The sequence below is a fragment of the Halobacillus shinanisalinarum genome (assembly GCF_022919835.1).
In the GTDB taxonomy this organism is placed as follows: Bacteria; Bacillota; Bacilli; order Bacillales; family Halobacillaceae; genus Halobacillus_A; species Halobacillus_A shinanisalinarum.
The window spans coordinates 4174299-4189611 of sequence record NZ_CP095074.1; the positions used below are offsets into that span (position 1 = coordinate 4174299).

Annotated in this window: 20 protein-coding genes; 12 read left to right on the forward strand and 8 right to left on the reverse strand. The window is 39.8% G+C overall.

The window, feature by feature from the left end:
• Positions 1-332 precede the first annotated feature (332 nt).
• A complete protein-coding gene (locus MUO14_RS20715) occupies positions 333-1853 on the forward strand; it encodes an alpha-amylase family glycosyl hydrolase (RefSeq protein ID WP_244752413.1) in 1521 nt (506 codons plus the stop codon).
• Between the two features lie 123 nt (positions 1854-1976).
• Here the strand turns inward: MUO14_RS20715 and MUO14_RS20720 are convergent, their stop codons facing one another.
• The gene (locus MUO14_RS20720; protein WP_244752414.1) at positions 1977-2837 is read right to left on the reverse strand and encodes a DegV family protein; all 861 of its coding nucleotides are present in this window, start codon (positions 2835-2837) and stop codon (positions 1977-1979) included.
• 200 nt (positions 2838-3037) lie between these two features.
• Here MUO14_RS20720 and MUO14_RS20725 point away from each other — a divergent pair, with 200 nt between their 5' ends.
• The gene (locus MUO14_RS20725) at positions 3038-3889 is read left to right on the forward strand and encodes a YitT family protein (protein ID WP_244752415.1); all 852 of its coding nucleotides are present in this window, start codon (positions 3038-3040) and stop codon (positions 3887-3889) included.
• Positions 3890-3919: 30 nt separating this feature from the next.
• A complete protein-coding gene (locus MUO14_RS20730) occupies positions 3920-4861 on the forward strand; it encodes a BsuPI-related putative proteinase inhibitor (RefSeq protein WP_244752416.1) in 942 nt (313 codons plus the stop codon).
• 256 nt (positions 4862-5117) lie between these two features.
• Here the strand turns inward: MUO14_RS20730 and MUO14_RS20735 are convergent, their stop codons facing one another.
• Positions 5118-5381, reverse strand: a complete 264-nt coding sequence (locus tag MUO14_RS20735) for a NifU N-terminal domain-containing protein (protein ID WP_244752417.1) — start codon at positions 5379-5381, stop codon at positions 5118-5120.
• Between the two features lie 130 nt (positions 5382-5511).
• Here MUO14_RS20735 and MUO14_RS20740 point away from each other — a divergent pair, with 130 nt between their 5' ends.
• Positions 5512-6339, forward strand: a complete 828-nt coding sequence (locus MUO14_RS20740) for a DUF2785 domain-containing protein (protein WP_244752418.1) — start codon at positions 5512-5514, stop codon at positions 6337-6339.
• A gap of 94 nt (positions 6340-6433) precedes the next feature.
• Here the strand turns inward: MUO14_RS20740 and MUO14_RS20745 are convergent, their stop codons facing one another.
• The 3 genes from MUO14_RS20745 to MUO14_RS20755 form a co-directional block, all read right to left on the reverse strand.
• Entirely contained in the window at positions 6434-6643 is a 210-nt protein-coding gene (locus MUO14_RS20745; RefSeq protein WP_244752419.1) for a DUF3813 family protein, read from the reverse strand.
• A 1-nt stretch (position 6644) separates the two neighbouring features.
• The gene (locus MUO14_RS20750) at positions 6645-6785 is read right to left on the reverse strand and encodes a hypothetical protein (RefSeq protein ID WP_244752420.1); all 141 of its coding nucleotides are present in this window, start codon (positions 6783-6785) and stop codon (positions 6645-6647) included.
• Positions 6786-6882: 97 nt separating this feature from the next.
• Positions 6883-7707, reverse strand: coding sequence for a Cof-type HAD-IIB family hydrolase (locus MUO14_RS20755; protein ID WP_244752421.1), 825 nt, complete (start codon positions 7705-7707; stop codon positions 6883-6885).
• 185 nt (positions 7708-7892) lie between these two features.
• Here MUO14_RS20755 and MUO14_RS20760 point away from each other — a divergent pair, with 185 nt between their 5' ends.
• The 5 genes from MUO14_RS20760 (at position 7893) to moaD (ending at position 10388) form a co-directional block, all read left to right on the forward strand.
• Entirely contained in the window at positions 7893-8660 is a 768-nt protein-coding gene (locus MUO14_RS20760; RefSeq protein ID WP_244752422.1) for an alpha/beta fold hydrolase, read from the forward strand.
• 77 nt (positions 8661-8737) lie between these two features.
• Complete coding sequence (locus MUO14_RS20765) at positions 8738-9049, forward strand: metal-sulfur cluster assembly factor (RefSeq protein ID WP_079529396.1); 312 nt, start codon at positions 8738-8740, stop codon at positions 9047-9049.
• Between the two features lie 124 nt (positions 9050-9173).
• Positions 9174-9698 (forward strand): molybdopterin-guanine dinucleotide biosynthesis protein B, encoded by a 525-nt coding sequence (mobB, locus tag MUO14_RS20770; protein ID WP_244752423.1) that lies wholly within the window; start codon positions 9174-9176, stop codon positions 9696-9698.
• Positions 9691-10158 (forward strand): molybdenum cofactor biosynthesis protein MoaE, encoded by a 468-nt coding sequence (locus MUO14_RS20775; RefSeq protein WP_244752424.1) that lies wholly within the window; start codon positions 9691-9693, stop codon positions 10156-10158. Before mobB ends, MUO14_RS20775 begins: the two co-directional genes overlap by 8 nt.
• Positions 10155-10388 carry a molybdopterin converting factor subunit 1 gene (gene moaD, locus MUO14_RS20780; RefSeq protein ID WP_244752425.1) on the forward strand — a complete coding sequence of 78 codons (234 nt, stop codon included), beginning with the start codon at positions 10155-10157 and terminating at the stop codon, positions 10386-10388. Before MUO14_RS20775 ends, moaD begins: the two co-directional genes overlap by 4 nt.
• A 568-nt stretch (positions 10389-10956) precedes the next feature.
• Here the strand turns inward: moaD and MUO14_RS20785 are convergent.
• A complete protein-coding gene (locus tag MUO14_RS20785; RefSeq protein ID WP_244752426.1) occupies positions 10957-11763 on the reverse strand; it encodes an undecaprenyl-diphosphate phosphatase in 807 nt (268 codons plus the stop codon).
• Positions 11764-11919: 156 nt separating this feature from the next.
• The gene (locus tag MUO14_RS20790) at positions 11920-12096 is read right to left on the reverse strand and encodes a DUF2929 family protein (protein WP_244752427.1); all 177 of its coding nucleotides are present in this window, start codon (positions 12094-12096) and stop codon (positions 11920-11922) included.
• A gap of 136 nt (positions 12097-12232) precedes the next feature.
• Here MUO14_RS20790 and MUO14_RS20795 point away from each other — a divergent pair, with 136 nt between their 5' ends.
• A complete protein-coding gene (locus MUO14_RS20795) occupies positions 12233-12769 on the forward strand; it encodes a hypothetical protein (protein ID WP_244752428.1) in 537 nt (178 codons plus the stop codon).
• A 78-nt stretch (positions 12770-12847) separates the two neighbouring features.
• Positions 12848-13798: a BMP family ABC transporter substrate-binding protein gene (locus tag MUO14_RS20800; RefSeq protein WP_244752429.1), complete on the forward strand. Its 951-nt coding sequence runs from the start codon at positions 12848-12850 to the stop codon at positions 13796-13798.
• Between the two features lie 32 nt (positions 13799-13830).
• On the opposite strand, the gene MUO14_RS20805 is transcribed toward MUO14_RS20800, so the two are convergent.
• Positions 13831-14028 (reverse strand): hypothetical protein, encoded by a 198-nt coding sequence (locus MUO14_RS20805; protein WP_244752430.1) that lies wholly within the window; start codon positions 14026-14028, stop codon positions 13831-13833.
• Positions 14029-14354: 326 nt separating this feature from the next.
• On the opposite strand from MUO14_RS20805, the gene MUO14_RS20810 reads away from it, so the two are divergent.
• Positions 14355-15296, forward strand: a complete 942-nt coding sequence (locus MUO14_RS20810) for a beta-ketoacyl-ACP synthase III (RefSeq protein ID WP_244752431.1) — start codon at positions 14355-14357, stop codon at positions 15294-15296.
• Positions 15297-15313 lie beyond the last annotated feature (17 nt).

Sequence of the window (15313 nt, forward strand, 5' to 3'; positions counted from 1 at the left end):
TCTTTGTACACAAAAATCATATGGACATTTCATACATAACAAAAATGTAAAATACATTCCTTATTGAAGTGAACAAACGTCACTTTTTCAGCGGCCTTCCCTGTTGGGCGGACTTTTTATTGAAGTAGAAGAGAAGCCTATATGGTAAATTTGTAAATACGAAAAAGCTCCCTCAAATACGCAAATACCTCATTAAACCGTGCATATATTCCTAGAACAGTCATCTTTCAGCGGTAATTCTCGTCAAACGACTTCATTTCTGGTTTGACGGCTGAAGGTACAAAGGGATAACCTTAAAGGCGTACATAATATATCTAGTAGGAGGAGCGGAGATGAGGAAACTTGCAACGATTCTCATGATCATCCCGTTTCTTCTTTTTTGCGCCCCTAAGGTTGGTGCCGTTGAAAAAGAAGAACGAACATGGCAGGACGAAAGCATCTATCATATCATGGTAGATCGATTTATGAATGGAAGCAATAGCAACGATCATAATGTTGATCCTGAAGATCCTATTGCTTATCATGGCGGGGATTTACAGGGGATTATTGAACAACTTGATTACATTAAGAAGATGGGGTTTACGACAATTTCGTTATCACCGATTATGGCCAATAGTGAAGAAGGCTACCACGGCAAATGGGTGGAGGATTTTACTGCTGTTGAGGAACACTTTGGAACCTTAGCAGACGCTAAACGGCTTGTCGAGGAAGCCCATAAACGTGATATGAAGGTAATATTTGAATTTGTTGTGAATCATACAAGCAAGGATCACCCTTGGCTTGATGAGGAGGGAAAGGAGAATTGGTTCCATGAGCAGCAATCTACAAGAGGTCAAAGCGAAGACGGCTGGAAATCAGGGTTGCCCGATTTAAACACAGAAAATCCTGAGGTGAGGCAATACTTATTTGATGCAGCGGAATTTTGGATAGAAGAAACCGACATAGATGGTTACCGGTTAGATAGTGTGAGTTATGTGCCTAAAGAGTTTTGGGGTGATTTTTCTCAACATGTGAAAACTGTTAAAGAGGACTTTTTACTATTAGGTGAAGTGAAAAATAGTAATGTAGAGACGATCGCTGACTACCAATCAACAGGGATAGATTCTTTTGTGAACTATCCATTTTACCAAATAGCTTCAGAGACTTTTAAAGAACCTGGGCACTCACTAGATGACCTTTATAAGGTCTGGGAACAAAGTGAGCAGAATTATGATTCCCCTCTGCTCCTGGGCAATTTCCTCGATTATGAAGACAGTGCGCGGTTTACCAGGTTAGCCGTTAAAGCAGGTCAAAATCCTATTACACGCTGGAAATTGGGTTTAACATATCTGTTTACAACGCCAGGCATTCCAATGGTCTATTATGGAACTGAAATTCCACTCGATGGCGGTGAGCCCCCAGCTAATCGCAAAATGATGGACTTTAAAGCACAGAACGAGGAACTTAACCAACGAATTGAAAAGCTAAACTCTATACGGGATGAATTTCCTGCCTTAACAAGAGGAAATTTCCAAGAACTTCATAATCAAGACGGGCTTGCTGTTTTTAAACGAACTTATAACGATGAATCAATGATTATTGCCATTAATAATGGAACCGAAACCCAAACGGTTGAGCTGACAGAATTACCCGATGATAGCCAAATGCGGGGACTGTTACAGGATGGACTTGTTCGTCAATCGGATGATGGTATGTACAAGCTTGGAATGGAACGGGAGACAGCCGATGTATTTGTTATTGAACCGGACCAAGGATACAATTGGTCATTTATTGCTTTTGTAGTTGGAGTGATGCTTTTGTTTGTAGGTAGTGTCATTGCTATTAGCATAAGGAGCAGACGGAGTGAGCAATAGAATAAGGGAGGATTGGGGCTGGTAGATTATCTGGCACCAAGCAAAAAGAAGCACGGGCTAAAAGGGGAGTGCCCGCGCTTCTTTTTATAATGTGAAACATGTGCAAAAAAAATCAGTCATTTTCTATTTTGGGGTGTTATTTAAAAAGAATAAAGCGATTGTGCCAGGTCCCGCATGGGCGCCAATGGCTGAACCAATCATATCAATGTGAATATCGGTCGTTCCACATTCCGTTCTAATCATGTCAGCGAACTTTTCAGCCGTTTCAAGGTCGTCTCCATGGCTGATCGCGATACGCTGTTGTTCTAGAGATTGGCCTCTTTCTTCCATCACTTCAATCATTCGTTTAAGAACTTTTTTAGCACCACGGATTTTTTCAAGCGGAATTAATTTGCCATCCTCTACATGGAGCAGTGGTTTTATTTTTAAGAGGCTTCCGACAAAGGCGGCTGTTTTGCTTACTCGTCCGCCACGATATAAGTATTCAAGGTCGTCAACTGTGAAAATGTGCTCCATATGCTTGGCATAGTAGGTTCCCGTTTCAACAATTTCATCGAAACTCGCCCCACTGAGTGCTAACTCAGCAGCCTTTATCGCAATAAGACCATAACCTAGTGAGGCAGCTTTTGTATCAATGACATTAAACTGAGCATCAGGGTTGTCTTCCTTTATCTCTTGCTCGACCATCTTAGCTGTCTGGTATGTTCCTGAAAGTTCTGATGACACGGAAAAATAAATAAAGGCTTGATTATTTTCTACATGACTTGTGAAGGTGTCACGAAAGGTTTTAGGGGAAACCTGTGAAGTCTTAGGTGCTTTACCGTCTCTCATCAATTTGTACACTTGCTTTGGTGAAATGGTCTTGCCGTCTTCATATTCTTCGTTGCCAATAGTTACACCTAACGAAACGCGCTCCAGGTTATATTTATGTAATGTTTCTTCAGATAAGTCACTAGCGGAGTCGCATAGAATTTGTACACTCATCATTTTCACCTACATTCCTTTATTTTTGTATATGTTAAGTTTAGGCTTAAGAGGATCTTAAGTCAAAACAATATCCTTCACAAAAGGAAGGGTTATTAGGGCCTATTTATGGGAATTCATAAATAAAGGCTTGATTTTGCAGGGTAGCGGTGATAAAAAAGAATAGTGCTCTATAAGAAAGTTGTAAAAGGGAGGTAGCTATGTTTTCATTTGAATTTAAACGAATATTCATTGTAATTTTTGGAGCAGTCTTAAATGCGGCTTCTTTAAATTTATTCTTAATTGAAGCAAATGTTTACGCTAGTGGATTCACTGGGGTTGCCCAGTTATTAACTAGTATTTTTCAAGATATTTTACATGTGCCAGGTGTGAGTACAGGGTTGCTTTTATTCATACTTAATATTCCTGTTGCGATACTAGGCTGGTTTAAAGTTGGAAGAGGATTTACCGTTTATAGTGTCATCTCTGTTGTATTTACAACACTTTTCCTTGAGCTTATTCCAGTTCAGCAGCTGTCACAAGATATTATATTAAATGCCGTATTCGGTGGTGTTATCGGTGGAGTCGGCGTTGGTATTACACTAAAATGGGGGGCTTCTACCGGCGGTCTTGATATTATTGCCATGATCTTATCACGTATGAAGGACCGTCCAATCGGGATATACTTTCTTATTATAAACAGTGTGATTATTGCTGTAGCCGGTCTTTTGTATGAGCCGGAAAATGCGTTGTACACTTTGTTAACTCTCTATGTTACGACACGAGTTATTGACGCAGTTCATACACGTCATGAGAAACTTACAGCTATGATTATTACAACAAAGGCGGCTGACTTAGAGAAGGCTATTCATGCTAAAATGGTAAGAGGAATTACTACATTACCTGCTAAAGGGGCATTTACCCAGCAGGATAAGAATATGCTTGTAATGGTCATTACCAGGTATGAATTGTATGATTTACAGCACATTATTACAGAGGTGGATCCACAAGCCTTTACAAATATTGTGCAAACAACAGGAATATTTGGTTTCTTTAGAAAAGATGACAAATAATAATGGGGATGAGTCTGTAAAAAGGATGTGATGATACTGAAAAAACTGTTTCCTATCATGATAGGTCTAATGGTTATCTTGCTAGTAGCGTGCTCAGAACCAAAGTCAGAATCAACAGCAGGTGGGGATGGGGATATGAATAATGATGAACAGACACAAAACAATGGTGAGAACTCTAGTCCTGAGTATAATGTAGTCTCTTTTATTGAACAGCTTACGTTTGAGGCAAATGTAAAGGCTTCAGAAAGTCAAGTAGATATTCAGTTTTCGCTAACAAACGAGGCGGAGGAAGCTGCTATTCTTGGGTTTAATTCCAGTCAGCTGTACGAAATTACAATCGTGAATGAAGCAGGAGACACAGTGTACAAATATTCAGAAGGACAAGTTTTTTCACAAAGCTTGACGACAAAGGAATTACAACCAGGAGGGGTCCTTGAAGCAAAAGAACAGGTCAAAAAGAAACTTGAAAAGGGACAATATGAGGCTCGTATGGTCTTCCTAGTCACTACAATTAATGATCAATCTCTTGAATCTCATCCGTTTCAAATGACAAAATCATTTGCAGTAGGGGAGGAAGTTGAAGACAAAAATAGCCCTGAATCAGAGCAAGAAGCAAATGCAGAAGCCTCCCCTCATACAGCACAAAACATAGCTGTTGGTAATGAGGCATTTCGCAACTTTACGTTAAAGGGTGAGAAGGGGAATTATTCCGTTTCCGGAGAAGCCAGTGTAAATGAAGGGACGTTTTATTATAGTGTCGATAATGGTCACAATATCCTTATTGATAAGGAGAAGGTTCAAGTGGATAAAGCTGCACCAGAATGGTCCTCGTTTGATATTCAGATCGACATAACGGAAGAAAAATTACCTGATCAAGGTGCACTCGTCATGACTATTTACCAGCTTGATGAAAACGATCAGCCTGTCAATATGAATTACGTTCCTCTAGAGAATTTCGATTCAAATGGGTAGAAGAAAGGCTGAGATGTGACACGTCACATCTCAGCCTTTTGTTGTGGTCTGGAAATTATAAAATATTTGCCTGTGGAAGCTTACATAAAGTTAGCCACATCCAGCGCAAGCCGCAAGACACGAAAGCCTAGTCAATCGCCCTCTGTGGATTCACAGGCCCCAGGACAGTTCGGCGATGGCACATGCCCCACAGGACGTTTCGTTTTAGCCGAACTTTCTCTGTCGTGTCTACCGACTCACTTACGCTTTTGTTCTTTTAATACCCTTTTTCTGAAAGCAAGCCTTCTACTTTAGGAGTAAGTGTCTCCCAGTCTGCATTTGGTAATTTGTTTATTGTGATAAAATTTTGAAACCCGAATACATTATCAACACCATCAAGTGCCATCAATTCATTCATAATGGAGTGTTCGCTCGTTTGACCAGGCATAACAGACACGCTGCCATCACCTGTGAAAATTAATGAGTCTGTGGTAAACTTCCTTGCATTCGGATTTGGTGTTTCTTCAATTTTAATAGCCATCAAAGTTCCTCCTCTACTACTTGTCTCACCTATTTTAGCAGAAAATGATCATAGACTAAACTGACAGCATAATGTTTGCGTTATTTATAATGCTATATGGTACAATAAATACACTTTAGGGAGGGATTTAATGGAGACCAAATTGATCGATGTGCTACAACCAATAAAGGCCAACGATTTTTTGTTGCCTGAAGGTAAAAGCCTGCAGGAATTAACAACAATGATGCTTCAAAGGATTGGCTCTGTTCATCCTGTTCTTCGTGATGATTTAATTCATTCGATCTTTACAGCCTTTATTGAACGAGGCCATTACAATAATGAACAGTTGAGGAACATTCTACAATCCGTTTTAAATAAAAATTATTTGTTTTACCGAATTGGAATGTCTAAGAAGGAAGAGGATGCTGTTTTTAAAAGAAGTTTCTCTGTCCTGCTAATCCCACCGATCATGAAAAAACATCGGGAAAAACCCTTTCTTAAGGAAGAAGAGATTCACAGGGTTTGGGATAATCTGAAAAAATACATGCAGCAAGAATCAGACCATAGAGGCTATGTACAGGGGAAGGGGTGGGCTCATGCGATGGCCCATGCTGCCGATGCATTAGATAGTGTTGCGGCCTGCGATGAGATCACGTCAGAGGAAGTAAAACAAATGCTTCCGATTATTCGTACGCAATTTTTAATTGATCAGCCATATTTGTTTGATGAAGAAGAAAGAATGGTTACAGCTATTTTAACTATGTTCAAGAAGATTGAACCTAATGAACAGTTAGAATGGATTGAAACACTGCTTTATGAACGCGAAAGCTGGGATAATCCAAACGAGGATATTATCATTAATAACTGTAAACACCTGTTACGTGCCCTATACTTTAGAATGCTCGAGGGAAACAATCGACAACTGCGTCAAGTTTTAGAAGACTTACTAAAAGAATTAAGAAAGCAAGAAGCATATTAGAACTTTTTACCTTTCCATTTGTTATTTCCTGGGGAATAACAAGTCTGTAAAAAAGGATCAGACCAACAAAGTGGTCTGATCCTCATGACGTGAATTAACGCATGTTTTGATGTTCAGCGTCAAGCTGCTGTTCTAACTGCTGTAGCTGTTGCTTCTCTTCTTGAGAACACTGGCTATATGCAGATTGAATCGCCTGTTTGGCTGCTTGCATATCTTGTTGGTTCGTGACATGGTTTCCTTCACGATTTTTCTGTGTGAAGCGGCTAACAGCTTTCTTTGCGTTATTAAATAGGGAATTTTCCATTTTAAAACCCTCCTACAGTATGCTGATCAGCTTCGATCTCTTTACGCTTAGCATCCGTCAGCCTCTTTGGCTCCATCTGACTCTCTTCAAATGGTTTAACTTCCACCCAGCGTTTGTCATCTTTTTGCTTTTTCTTATCCATGACAAGCCCTCCTGTCACTAAAAAAGCCTGAACGCTTCTTTCGCGTCCAAGCTTAGTATGGCTGACTCCTCACTCTCTAGTCTAGGTAATAATTTACTTAAATCGCTTTCCTCTCCAATTGTAGGTACTCGGCTAAAAATTCAGCGATTCCGTTGTTTTCGTTCGTATCTGCTACATAGTTAGCAAGATCTTTAAGCTCGTCAATCGCATTACCCATCGCTACACCGACACCAGCGAAATCAATCATTTCGAAATCATTATCCTCATCACCAAATGCAATAATTCGTTCTTTCGGGATATGATAATAATGAGCGATTTTTTCTAAACCAACCGCCTTATTCATTCCAGCCCGAACAATCTCAATTACATGCCATGGAGCACCCCATTTTCTATGTTCAATCAATGAGGCATGTACATCCAATTCTTCACGTAATGTCTGAATTTGTCCTTCTTTTGGGTGAATAAGCAGGGAAGTTGGGTCTTCTGTTAGGTTTTGCTTCAGACCACCGATTGTTACAGGGTTATCATCTGTCGTGTGGAAAATTTCCATAATTTCTTCATCATGGCGATCCAAATAAACGTCATCCATTACTTCAGCTAAAATATTTTTTACACCAATTTCCTGGCAAGTATGAATAATTTTACGAGCAATACGGATGGATAGTGGAGAATGCAAGGCATCCCAGCGTTCATCTCTAGGATGGTGAATCAATGCTCCGTTAAAGTTTACCATGGGGGTGTCCAACCCGAGCTCATGGTAAAAATCGATACTGGCCCGGTGTGGACGACCAGTAGCAATGGCTACAATATGTCCGTTTTCAATAGCGGTTAATACCATTGCTTTCGTTTGTGGGCTGATTGTTTTCGCATCTGTTAATAATGTTCCGTCTAAATCAAGTGCAATTAAATGTTGTTTTTTCATATCCTTCACCTCGTTTATATATCATTAAGTTTAGCGGTTATAAAGGCTTTATGTAAAGAGATGTTACCCTGAAAACCTAATACTTTCCAAATTAATAGAAGCAGTGTTACGATTATACTACACAATAATTGTTAGATGCATGTTAAAAGAAAGTAAAAACTAGACAGTAGAAAGGATTCGAATGTATGATTAGCATCTATCGAGAGAAGTTTAATGACATCCCTGGACTAGTTATTGTTGAAGATGAGAAGCGAGAGAAACCGCTTCCTGTGTTTACATATTTTCACGGGTTTACCTCTGCCAAAGAACACAACTTGCCACAAGCTTATTTACTTGCAGAAAAAGGCTATCGTGTTATTTTACCTGACAGTTTGTATCACGGAGATAGAGAGGAAGAGCAGCTTACTAAACGAGAATTAAACTTTAAATTTTGGGATATTGTGAATCAAAATCTAAAAGATCTCAAGGATATAAAATCAGAACTTGATCGCCAAAATCTCATTAAAGATCACCGTTTTGGTGTTGGTGGTACTTCCATGGGCGGTGTAACAACAAGTGCCGCGTTAACCATCTACCCTTGGATTCAGGCCGCTGCTGTTATGATGGGATCGCCTAAGCCTGTTGAATTTGCACAAAAGTTAATTAAAGATGTTGAAATGACGGGCATCGAGCTTCCTCTTAGTAAAGAAGAGCTGGATTACTTATACGATTCACTAGGAGCTGTCGATTTATCCGTACAAATGGATAAGCTGCAAGAACGGCCGTTATTCTTCTGGCATGGTGATGCAGATCCAGTCGTGCCATACGAACATTCTTACGATTTTTACAATCAGGCGATTGAGTATTATAAAAATCCTGAAAACATTCGCTTCCTTCGTGAAGTAGGCCGGGACCATAAAGTGAGCCGTTTTGCCATTAAAGAAATGGTGAACTGGATTGAAATTGTCCTTTAGCCAAGGGTTAGAGGTTTAATATCAGAAGAAATTTGTTTATAATAGAGTAGAACTAATGTGTGAAGGGGGAAATACTTGTGGATACCGCACTTGAAGAAAATATCATGGGCGCCCTGGAAAATGTCATTGACCCTGAGCTGGGTATCGATATCGTTAATCTTGGCCTCGTCTACGGAGCCGATATGGATGATAACGGTAATACAACAGTAACAATGACATTAACGGCAATGGGCTGTCCATTAGCAGGTCATATTGAACAAGATGTAAAACGTGTACTTGCTGATCTTCCGGAAGTAAATGAAATCACTGTCAATATTGTTTGGAATCCGCCATGGACGAAAGACCGTATGAGCCGTTATGCTAAAATTGCTCTCGGCATACCTGATTGATTAACATGGAAGCCCCTGCCCCAAGATGGCGGGGGTTTTTCAATACTTAAGAAGCTATAAACAAACATCCTATGCCGCGGGCCGGACAAGGCGTTCTAATTCCTTCAGTAAAGGATGATAGGGAATGAATCAAGCACCTACTTTTCAGATCGTAGGCTATAAAAATAGCGGGAAAACGACGGTGTTATGCGATCTGGTTGCATATGGCTCAACGATTGGTGATCAAGTTGCAACGGTTAAGCACCACGCTCATAAACAGCCGCTTGAACCGATGCATACCGAGACCGATAGCTACCGTTTGCAAAAGGCTGGATCGTTTTTAACAGGTGTAGATAATGCTGATACCTTTCAGTTAGAATACAATCATAAACAAAGTCCTCCCCTGGGGTGGTTAATTGACCTTTATCAGTCGTTTGGACCCGATTTAATCCTTATAGAAGGCTTTAAAAAGGAAGCCTACAGGAAAGCAGTTATTCTAAAAGAGGAATCAGATCTGCGATTATTGAATCTAGAGCAAATTGCTTTTGTATTGACGTGGGACCTGGAATGGGTAAAACATCTGGAGGTACCCGTCTTTGCGATGGATGAATGGAAGCAGTCGATTGAAAATATATATAGCATCATGAAGGGGAGGGAAGACGATGAATAAGCAGTTTTGGATTACAGACCAACCCATTTCTATCGAAGAAGTTGTTAAGCTCGTCTCTAGACGTGAGGCTGGCGCGATTAATACATTCGTAGGTACTGTAAGAGAATTTACATATGGAAAACGAACACTTCATTTAGAGTACCAAGCTTATCTACCAATGGCAGAGAAAAAGCTTGAACAGCTTGGTCAAGAAATAGAGGAACGCTGGCCGGATGCTAGAACAGCTATCGGGCATCGGATCGGTCGTTTAGAGATAGAAGACATTGCTGTAGTCATTGCTGTTTCCACTCCTCATAGGGCCGATTCATATGATGCGAGTCGTTACGCCATAGAGCGAATGAAAGAAATCGTACCCATTTGGAAAAAGGAACACTGGGAAGATGGGGAAGCATGGATCGGTGATCAGAAGGAAACCAAAACATATCCAGAAGGTTCACCAAAGAAGGAGGATATGAAATGAATCGCATTTTATTTTTTGCCGATTTACAAGAGAAAGTCGGACAAGAAAGTTTGAAGGTAGATGTGACTGGAAAAACGGTTACTGAAGTAAAAGAATATATAGGGAAACAGTTTCAGTTGGATCGCCTTAATGAGGCAATGACTGCAATTAACGAAGAATATGCAGATAATCTGCAAAAGATAGGCGAAGGGGATGTGGTCGCATTCATTCCTCCAGTTAGCGGTGGATAAACAGGACAGGCAATGGTAAGGCTGCCTTTATTTCCAAAAATACTGGCAGCCTTACCTTATACCAATTTAATTTTATAACTACACCAATAAAACAGAAGGACACTGAAAATTATGGTGGGAAACATAAAATGGCTTCCGATTTTGGATATCATCCAAAGTCGGAAGCCATTTTATGTTAATTCAGATATGAAACACCCCATGAGCTTCAAGGCATAATATAGAAGGGAAAATTGTAAATATGCATATATGGCTTTAAATCGTGCATAAAACAAGCTAAATACGCAAAGATCACGTTGGCTTGTATTGAAAAGCATTGCAATTTTTTAATGGCCTCAACTAAAGAGGAAGTTAACGTATTATATCCTTACGAATGAGAACGTCGACAAAAATCGTCTACTTCCTGTTCCGAAGTCGACACGAGCACGTTCCTTGTGCGTCGCAAGAAGATCGAAACGCGACAGTTTTGAAGATCACACAGCGTGCGTATGTCTTCCCTACGTGAGGACTGGAAAAACCGAGCAACGAAGACATTCGCCGTTAATCATTTGGTGATTTTTTGAACATCCTCTTAAAGGAAAATTAATACAAGTCCTCCAACAATGAAGCAATAGAAAGCAAAATATTTTAAATTTCCTCGTTCCATAATATTCATAAACCATTTAAGTGAAAAGTAAGAAGCGAAGACAGATGCAATAAACGCAAGCAAATAAGGTAACCAAAATGTCGATAAATCATCTGCCAGTAAATCATCTACCGAAAGAAGCATCGTCCCTAAACTTACAGGTATATAAAGCAGGAACGAGAAACGCAGTGCCGTTTGCTGCTTCATCCCAAGCAGCATGGCTGCTACAATGGTAGCTCCTGACCGGCTGATGCCTGGAATTAATGCGACAGCTTGGGCCAAGCCTACAATAATCGCATCTTTCCACGTTAGCATGCCTTCTCCTTTACTGCCGCGGATGTTACGAATAATCCACAGGGCAATCCCAGTTATGATTAGAGCAATAGCAACCGTTTCAACGTATTCAAGCTGTTCGAAAAAGTCTTTAAATAATATACCTAGAACACCAGCTGGTACGGTACCAATAAATAAATATAATACAAACTCGAAATCGTCTTTTTGTCTGGTATCCTTAGAAGTTAGGTAGCCGATGCTATTTTTAAATAAACGAATAATGTCGTCAAAATAAATTATAAGAACAGCTATGAGCGATCCGAAATTCACTAAAACTAAAAATTCAATACCTTCGATTTCCAAGTTCATTAATGACTGTAAAATGACTAAATGACCGCTGGAAGATATCGGTATAGGTTCTGTAACTCCCTGGAATAACCCTAAAAATAAATACTTAATTAACAACCAAAATTCCTGCATGTATGTATTCCTCCTTCATGGACAGAAGAATAGCGAACAGGGTGCTATTCTTTATTAACCTATAGACGTGTTAGAAAAATGATCCCCTACACTATTGCAACAAAAAAACGCTGCTTATTACTAACATACATAAGTAGCAGCGTTTTCTTTCAAATATTAGGCTTCTTCTTCTTTAATGATCCCTTCACCAAGCACAATAGTGGTGCCACCGAACAAAATGGTCATAACCATTACTTGAAGAAAAGAAAAACCTGTTCCAGTCATATTACTGATGACATATGCTGTCATTAGGCTTAACAAGAAGGCCCACACTATCGTCATAACAATCCGCATGGATATTCACCTCATTTTCACACATTCTTTATTCATTCTACCAGAGTCTTCATGAAAAATAAATATGAAATCGCTTGATTTAGCATGAGGCAAGCAGTTTCCGAATAAAATGTGAGGTGAAAAGGGGGAAATAGATATGGTTTCTATTATATATAATTGTTTTCATTGGATTGGATATCACTGTATTCAACATTTACTCCAAGACGGCAGGGAAGTAATAGGAATAGACAAAATCGATACACAGGTTAAAGAACATTTGTATATGAGCGTCGGTCGAAATAGCAACTTTCAGCATTTTAGCACGGGAGAAGATCGTGAAAATCATAGCCACCAATCTTATGAGGATCAACGACTGTATATTTATAATGATATGATCGAGATTTGTCCCAATGGGCGCACATCAAACAGGTTATGTGTCGAGCTTCCTCAACTATACGGGGAGTGGATGGATATTCAAGCAGACACATACGAAGAATTTCGTCATTGGGTGATAAATTCTCGGGCAGTCTATGTGGAGGATTTTATTAAAGAAATATTTAAGTATGTGAGCAATGGAGATGTTTTTCGCCTAGATGACCAGCGTTTTTCCCGAGGTGAGGACAAAGGTCATCTTGAAAATGTGTGGCAAACCTATCAAAAGTTTAGAGAAGAGGTGGATAATTTTACCTTATAAGCACATATACACATTTACTTCATTAGGCAGAAGCATGTAAAATAAAGGAGTGAATGAAGGTTAATAGGAGTGCTTCGGGTGAAAACTTTTTATATTTTGATTCTAATCACACTTATGCTGCTATCGGGGTGTCAGCATCCATTTGCATCAGGACATACAGATAAAGTAGGAATGCTTGTTGAAACTACCATCCATGATCAAGCATGGGGGCAACAAGGTTACAAAGGTCTGCAGTCTATTCAGAAGGACTTCGGAGTAGATGTTTATTTTAAAGAAGGAATAAAAACCGAATCTCAAACAACTCAAGCTGTTGCTGAACTTGTTGATAAAGGGATAAATGTTATTTTCGGTCATGGTAATGCATATGGCAGTTACTTTCAAGATCTTCATCAATCCTATCCAGAAGTTCATTTTATATATTTCAATGGTCAGTTTTCGGCTGATAATGTTACGAGTTTAAACTTCAGTGCAAATGCCATGGGGTTCTTTGCTGGCATGGTTGCTGGAGAAATGACAGAAACCAATAAAATTGGCTTAATAGCAGCCTTTCAGTGGCAGCCCGAGGTAGAAGGATTTTATGAAGGAGCTAAATTCCAAAATCCAGAGGCTGATATTAATATTACCTATACAAATAACTGGGAAGACACGGAGAAGGCGATTCAACTGTACAACCAAATGGAAGCAAATGGAGCAGATGTATTCTATCCAGCTGGGGATATGTTTAATATCCCATTAATTCGTGAAATCCAAGACGATGCCCATTATGGGATCGGTTATGTATCAGATCAGTCCTTCGTTGCGGAGAATACTGTTCTGACAAGTACTGTGCAGCGAGTTGACCGTGTTTATAATATTACGATGGAGAAGTTTTTGGCAGGTGAGTTACCAGGTAAGGTCATTCGTTTTGGTTTTCAGGAAGGAGCAATAGAAATGGGCGAATATAGTCCCGTGGTTCCTGAAAAGTTTCAATTTGTAATGGATAATACTGTAAAAAGCTACGAGGAAACGGGTCAATTACCTAACCAATAAAGCTCAGAAGCGAGATGCTTCTGAGCTCTTTCTTATTTCTTGAATTTTTTAAGAAGCGGTTGTACCAAGGGGGAAACAGCGACCCAGGTATTCTGAACTTCCTTTATAATAGTGGACCAATCGGCTTGACTTTCTGTCTCTACTTTATTTTCCGTATCTGCAGGTTTACTAGATTCAGGTTTTTCTCCCCACATAAATGAATCAAAAGGCGAAGGAGTCTCTTTCTTCAATGATAATCACCTCCTTTTTTACGATATGCTGACAATCCTAAAGATGTGGGATTAACATGCCTATGAATGCAGACTTTGTTTACTTGCAGAAAAAATAGATATGAATTAAAATTAGTACCAAGTCATAATATTTGCTATAAGAGGATGTTCAAAAAGTCACCAAATGATAAACGGCGAATGTCTTCGTTGCTCGGTTTTTCCGGTCCTCACGTAGGAAAGGCATACGCTGTGGTCCTCAAAACTTTCGCGCCTCGAACTTCTTGTCTCTCATTCGTCAACTTTTTGAACACACACTATAAGATCTTACCTTTAAGGGGATGAACATAATGAATGCTGGAATCATCGGAACGGGTCATTACGTACCGGAAAAGGTATTAACAAACCAAGATTTAGAGAAAATTGTCGAGACGAGTGACGAGTGGATTCGCACACGTACGGGGATTGAGGAGAGAAGAATTGCATCTGATGATATGGACACATCTGATATGGCTTTTCATGCAGCTGAGAGTGCACTTGAAAATGCAGGAGTTAAAGCTGAAGAATTGGACATGATTGTAGTAGCTACGGTTACACCTGACCAACCATTTCCATCCGTATCAAACATGCTGCAAAATCGCTTAGGTGCAAAGCACGCAGCATCTATGGATGTAGGCGCTGCGTGCTCTGGCTTTATGTATGGACTCATTACCGCTAAGCAGTTTATTGAAAATGGCGCCTATAAGAACATCCTTGTTGTGGGTGTTGAAAAGCTTTCTAAAATTACTAATTGGGAGGACAGAAACACCTGTGTCCTTTTTGGTGATGCAGCTGGTGCGACAGTCGTTGGGCCAGTAAGTGAGGGAAAAGGAATTCTGTCCTTCGAGCTAGGTTCTGACGGTAGTGGAGGACCTCATTTGTATCAGGGTAAAGAGGATGACTTTCTTTACATGAATGGGAGAGAGGTTTTCAAATTTGCTGTTAGACAAATGCCTGAGTCGTCTGTAAATGTGATTAAAAAAATAGGGCTAAGTGAGCAGGATGTGGATTATTTGATCCCTCATCAGGCGAATATTCGAATTATGGAAGCAGCAAGGCAACGTCTTGGTGTTCCTGAAGAGAAAATGGCTACATCTGTGAAGAGATATGGAAATACATCTTCAGCTTCGATCCCCCTTGCTTTGTCAGAAGAAGTAAAAGCAGGTAAAATAAAAGAAAATGATCTTGTCGTACTTGTAGGATTTGGTGGCGGACTTACTTGGGGCGCCGTTGCACTCAGGTGGGGTAAGTAATCAAGGAGGAATATAGT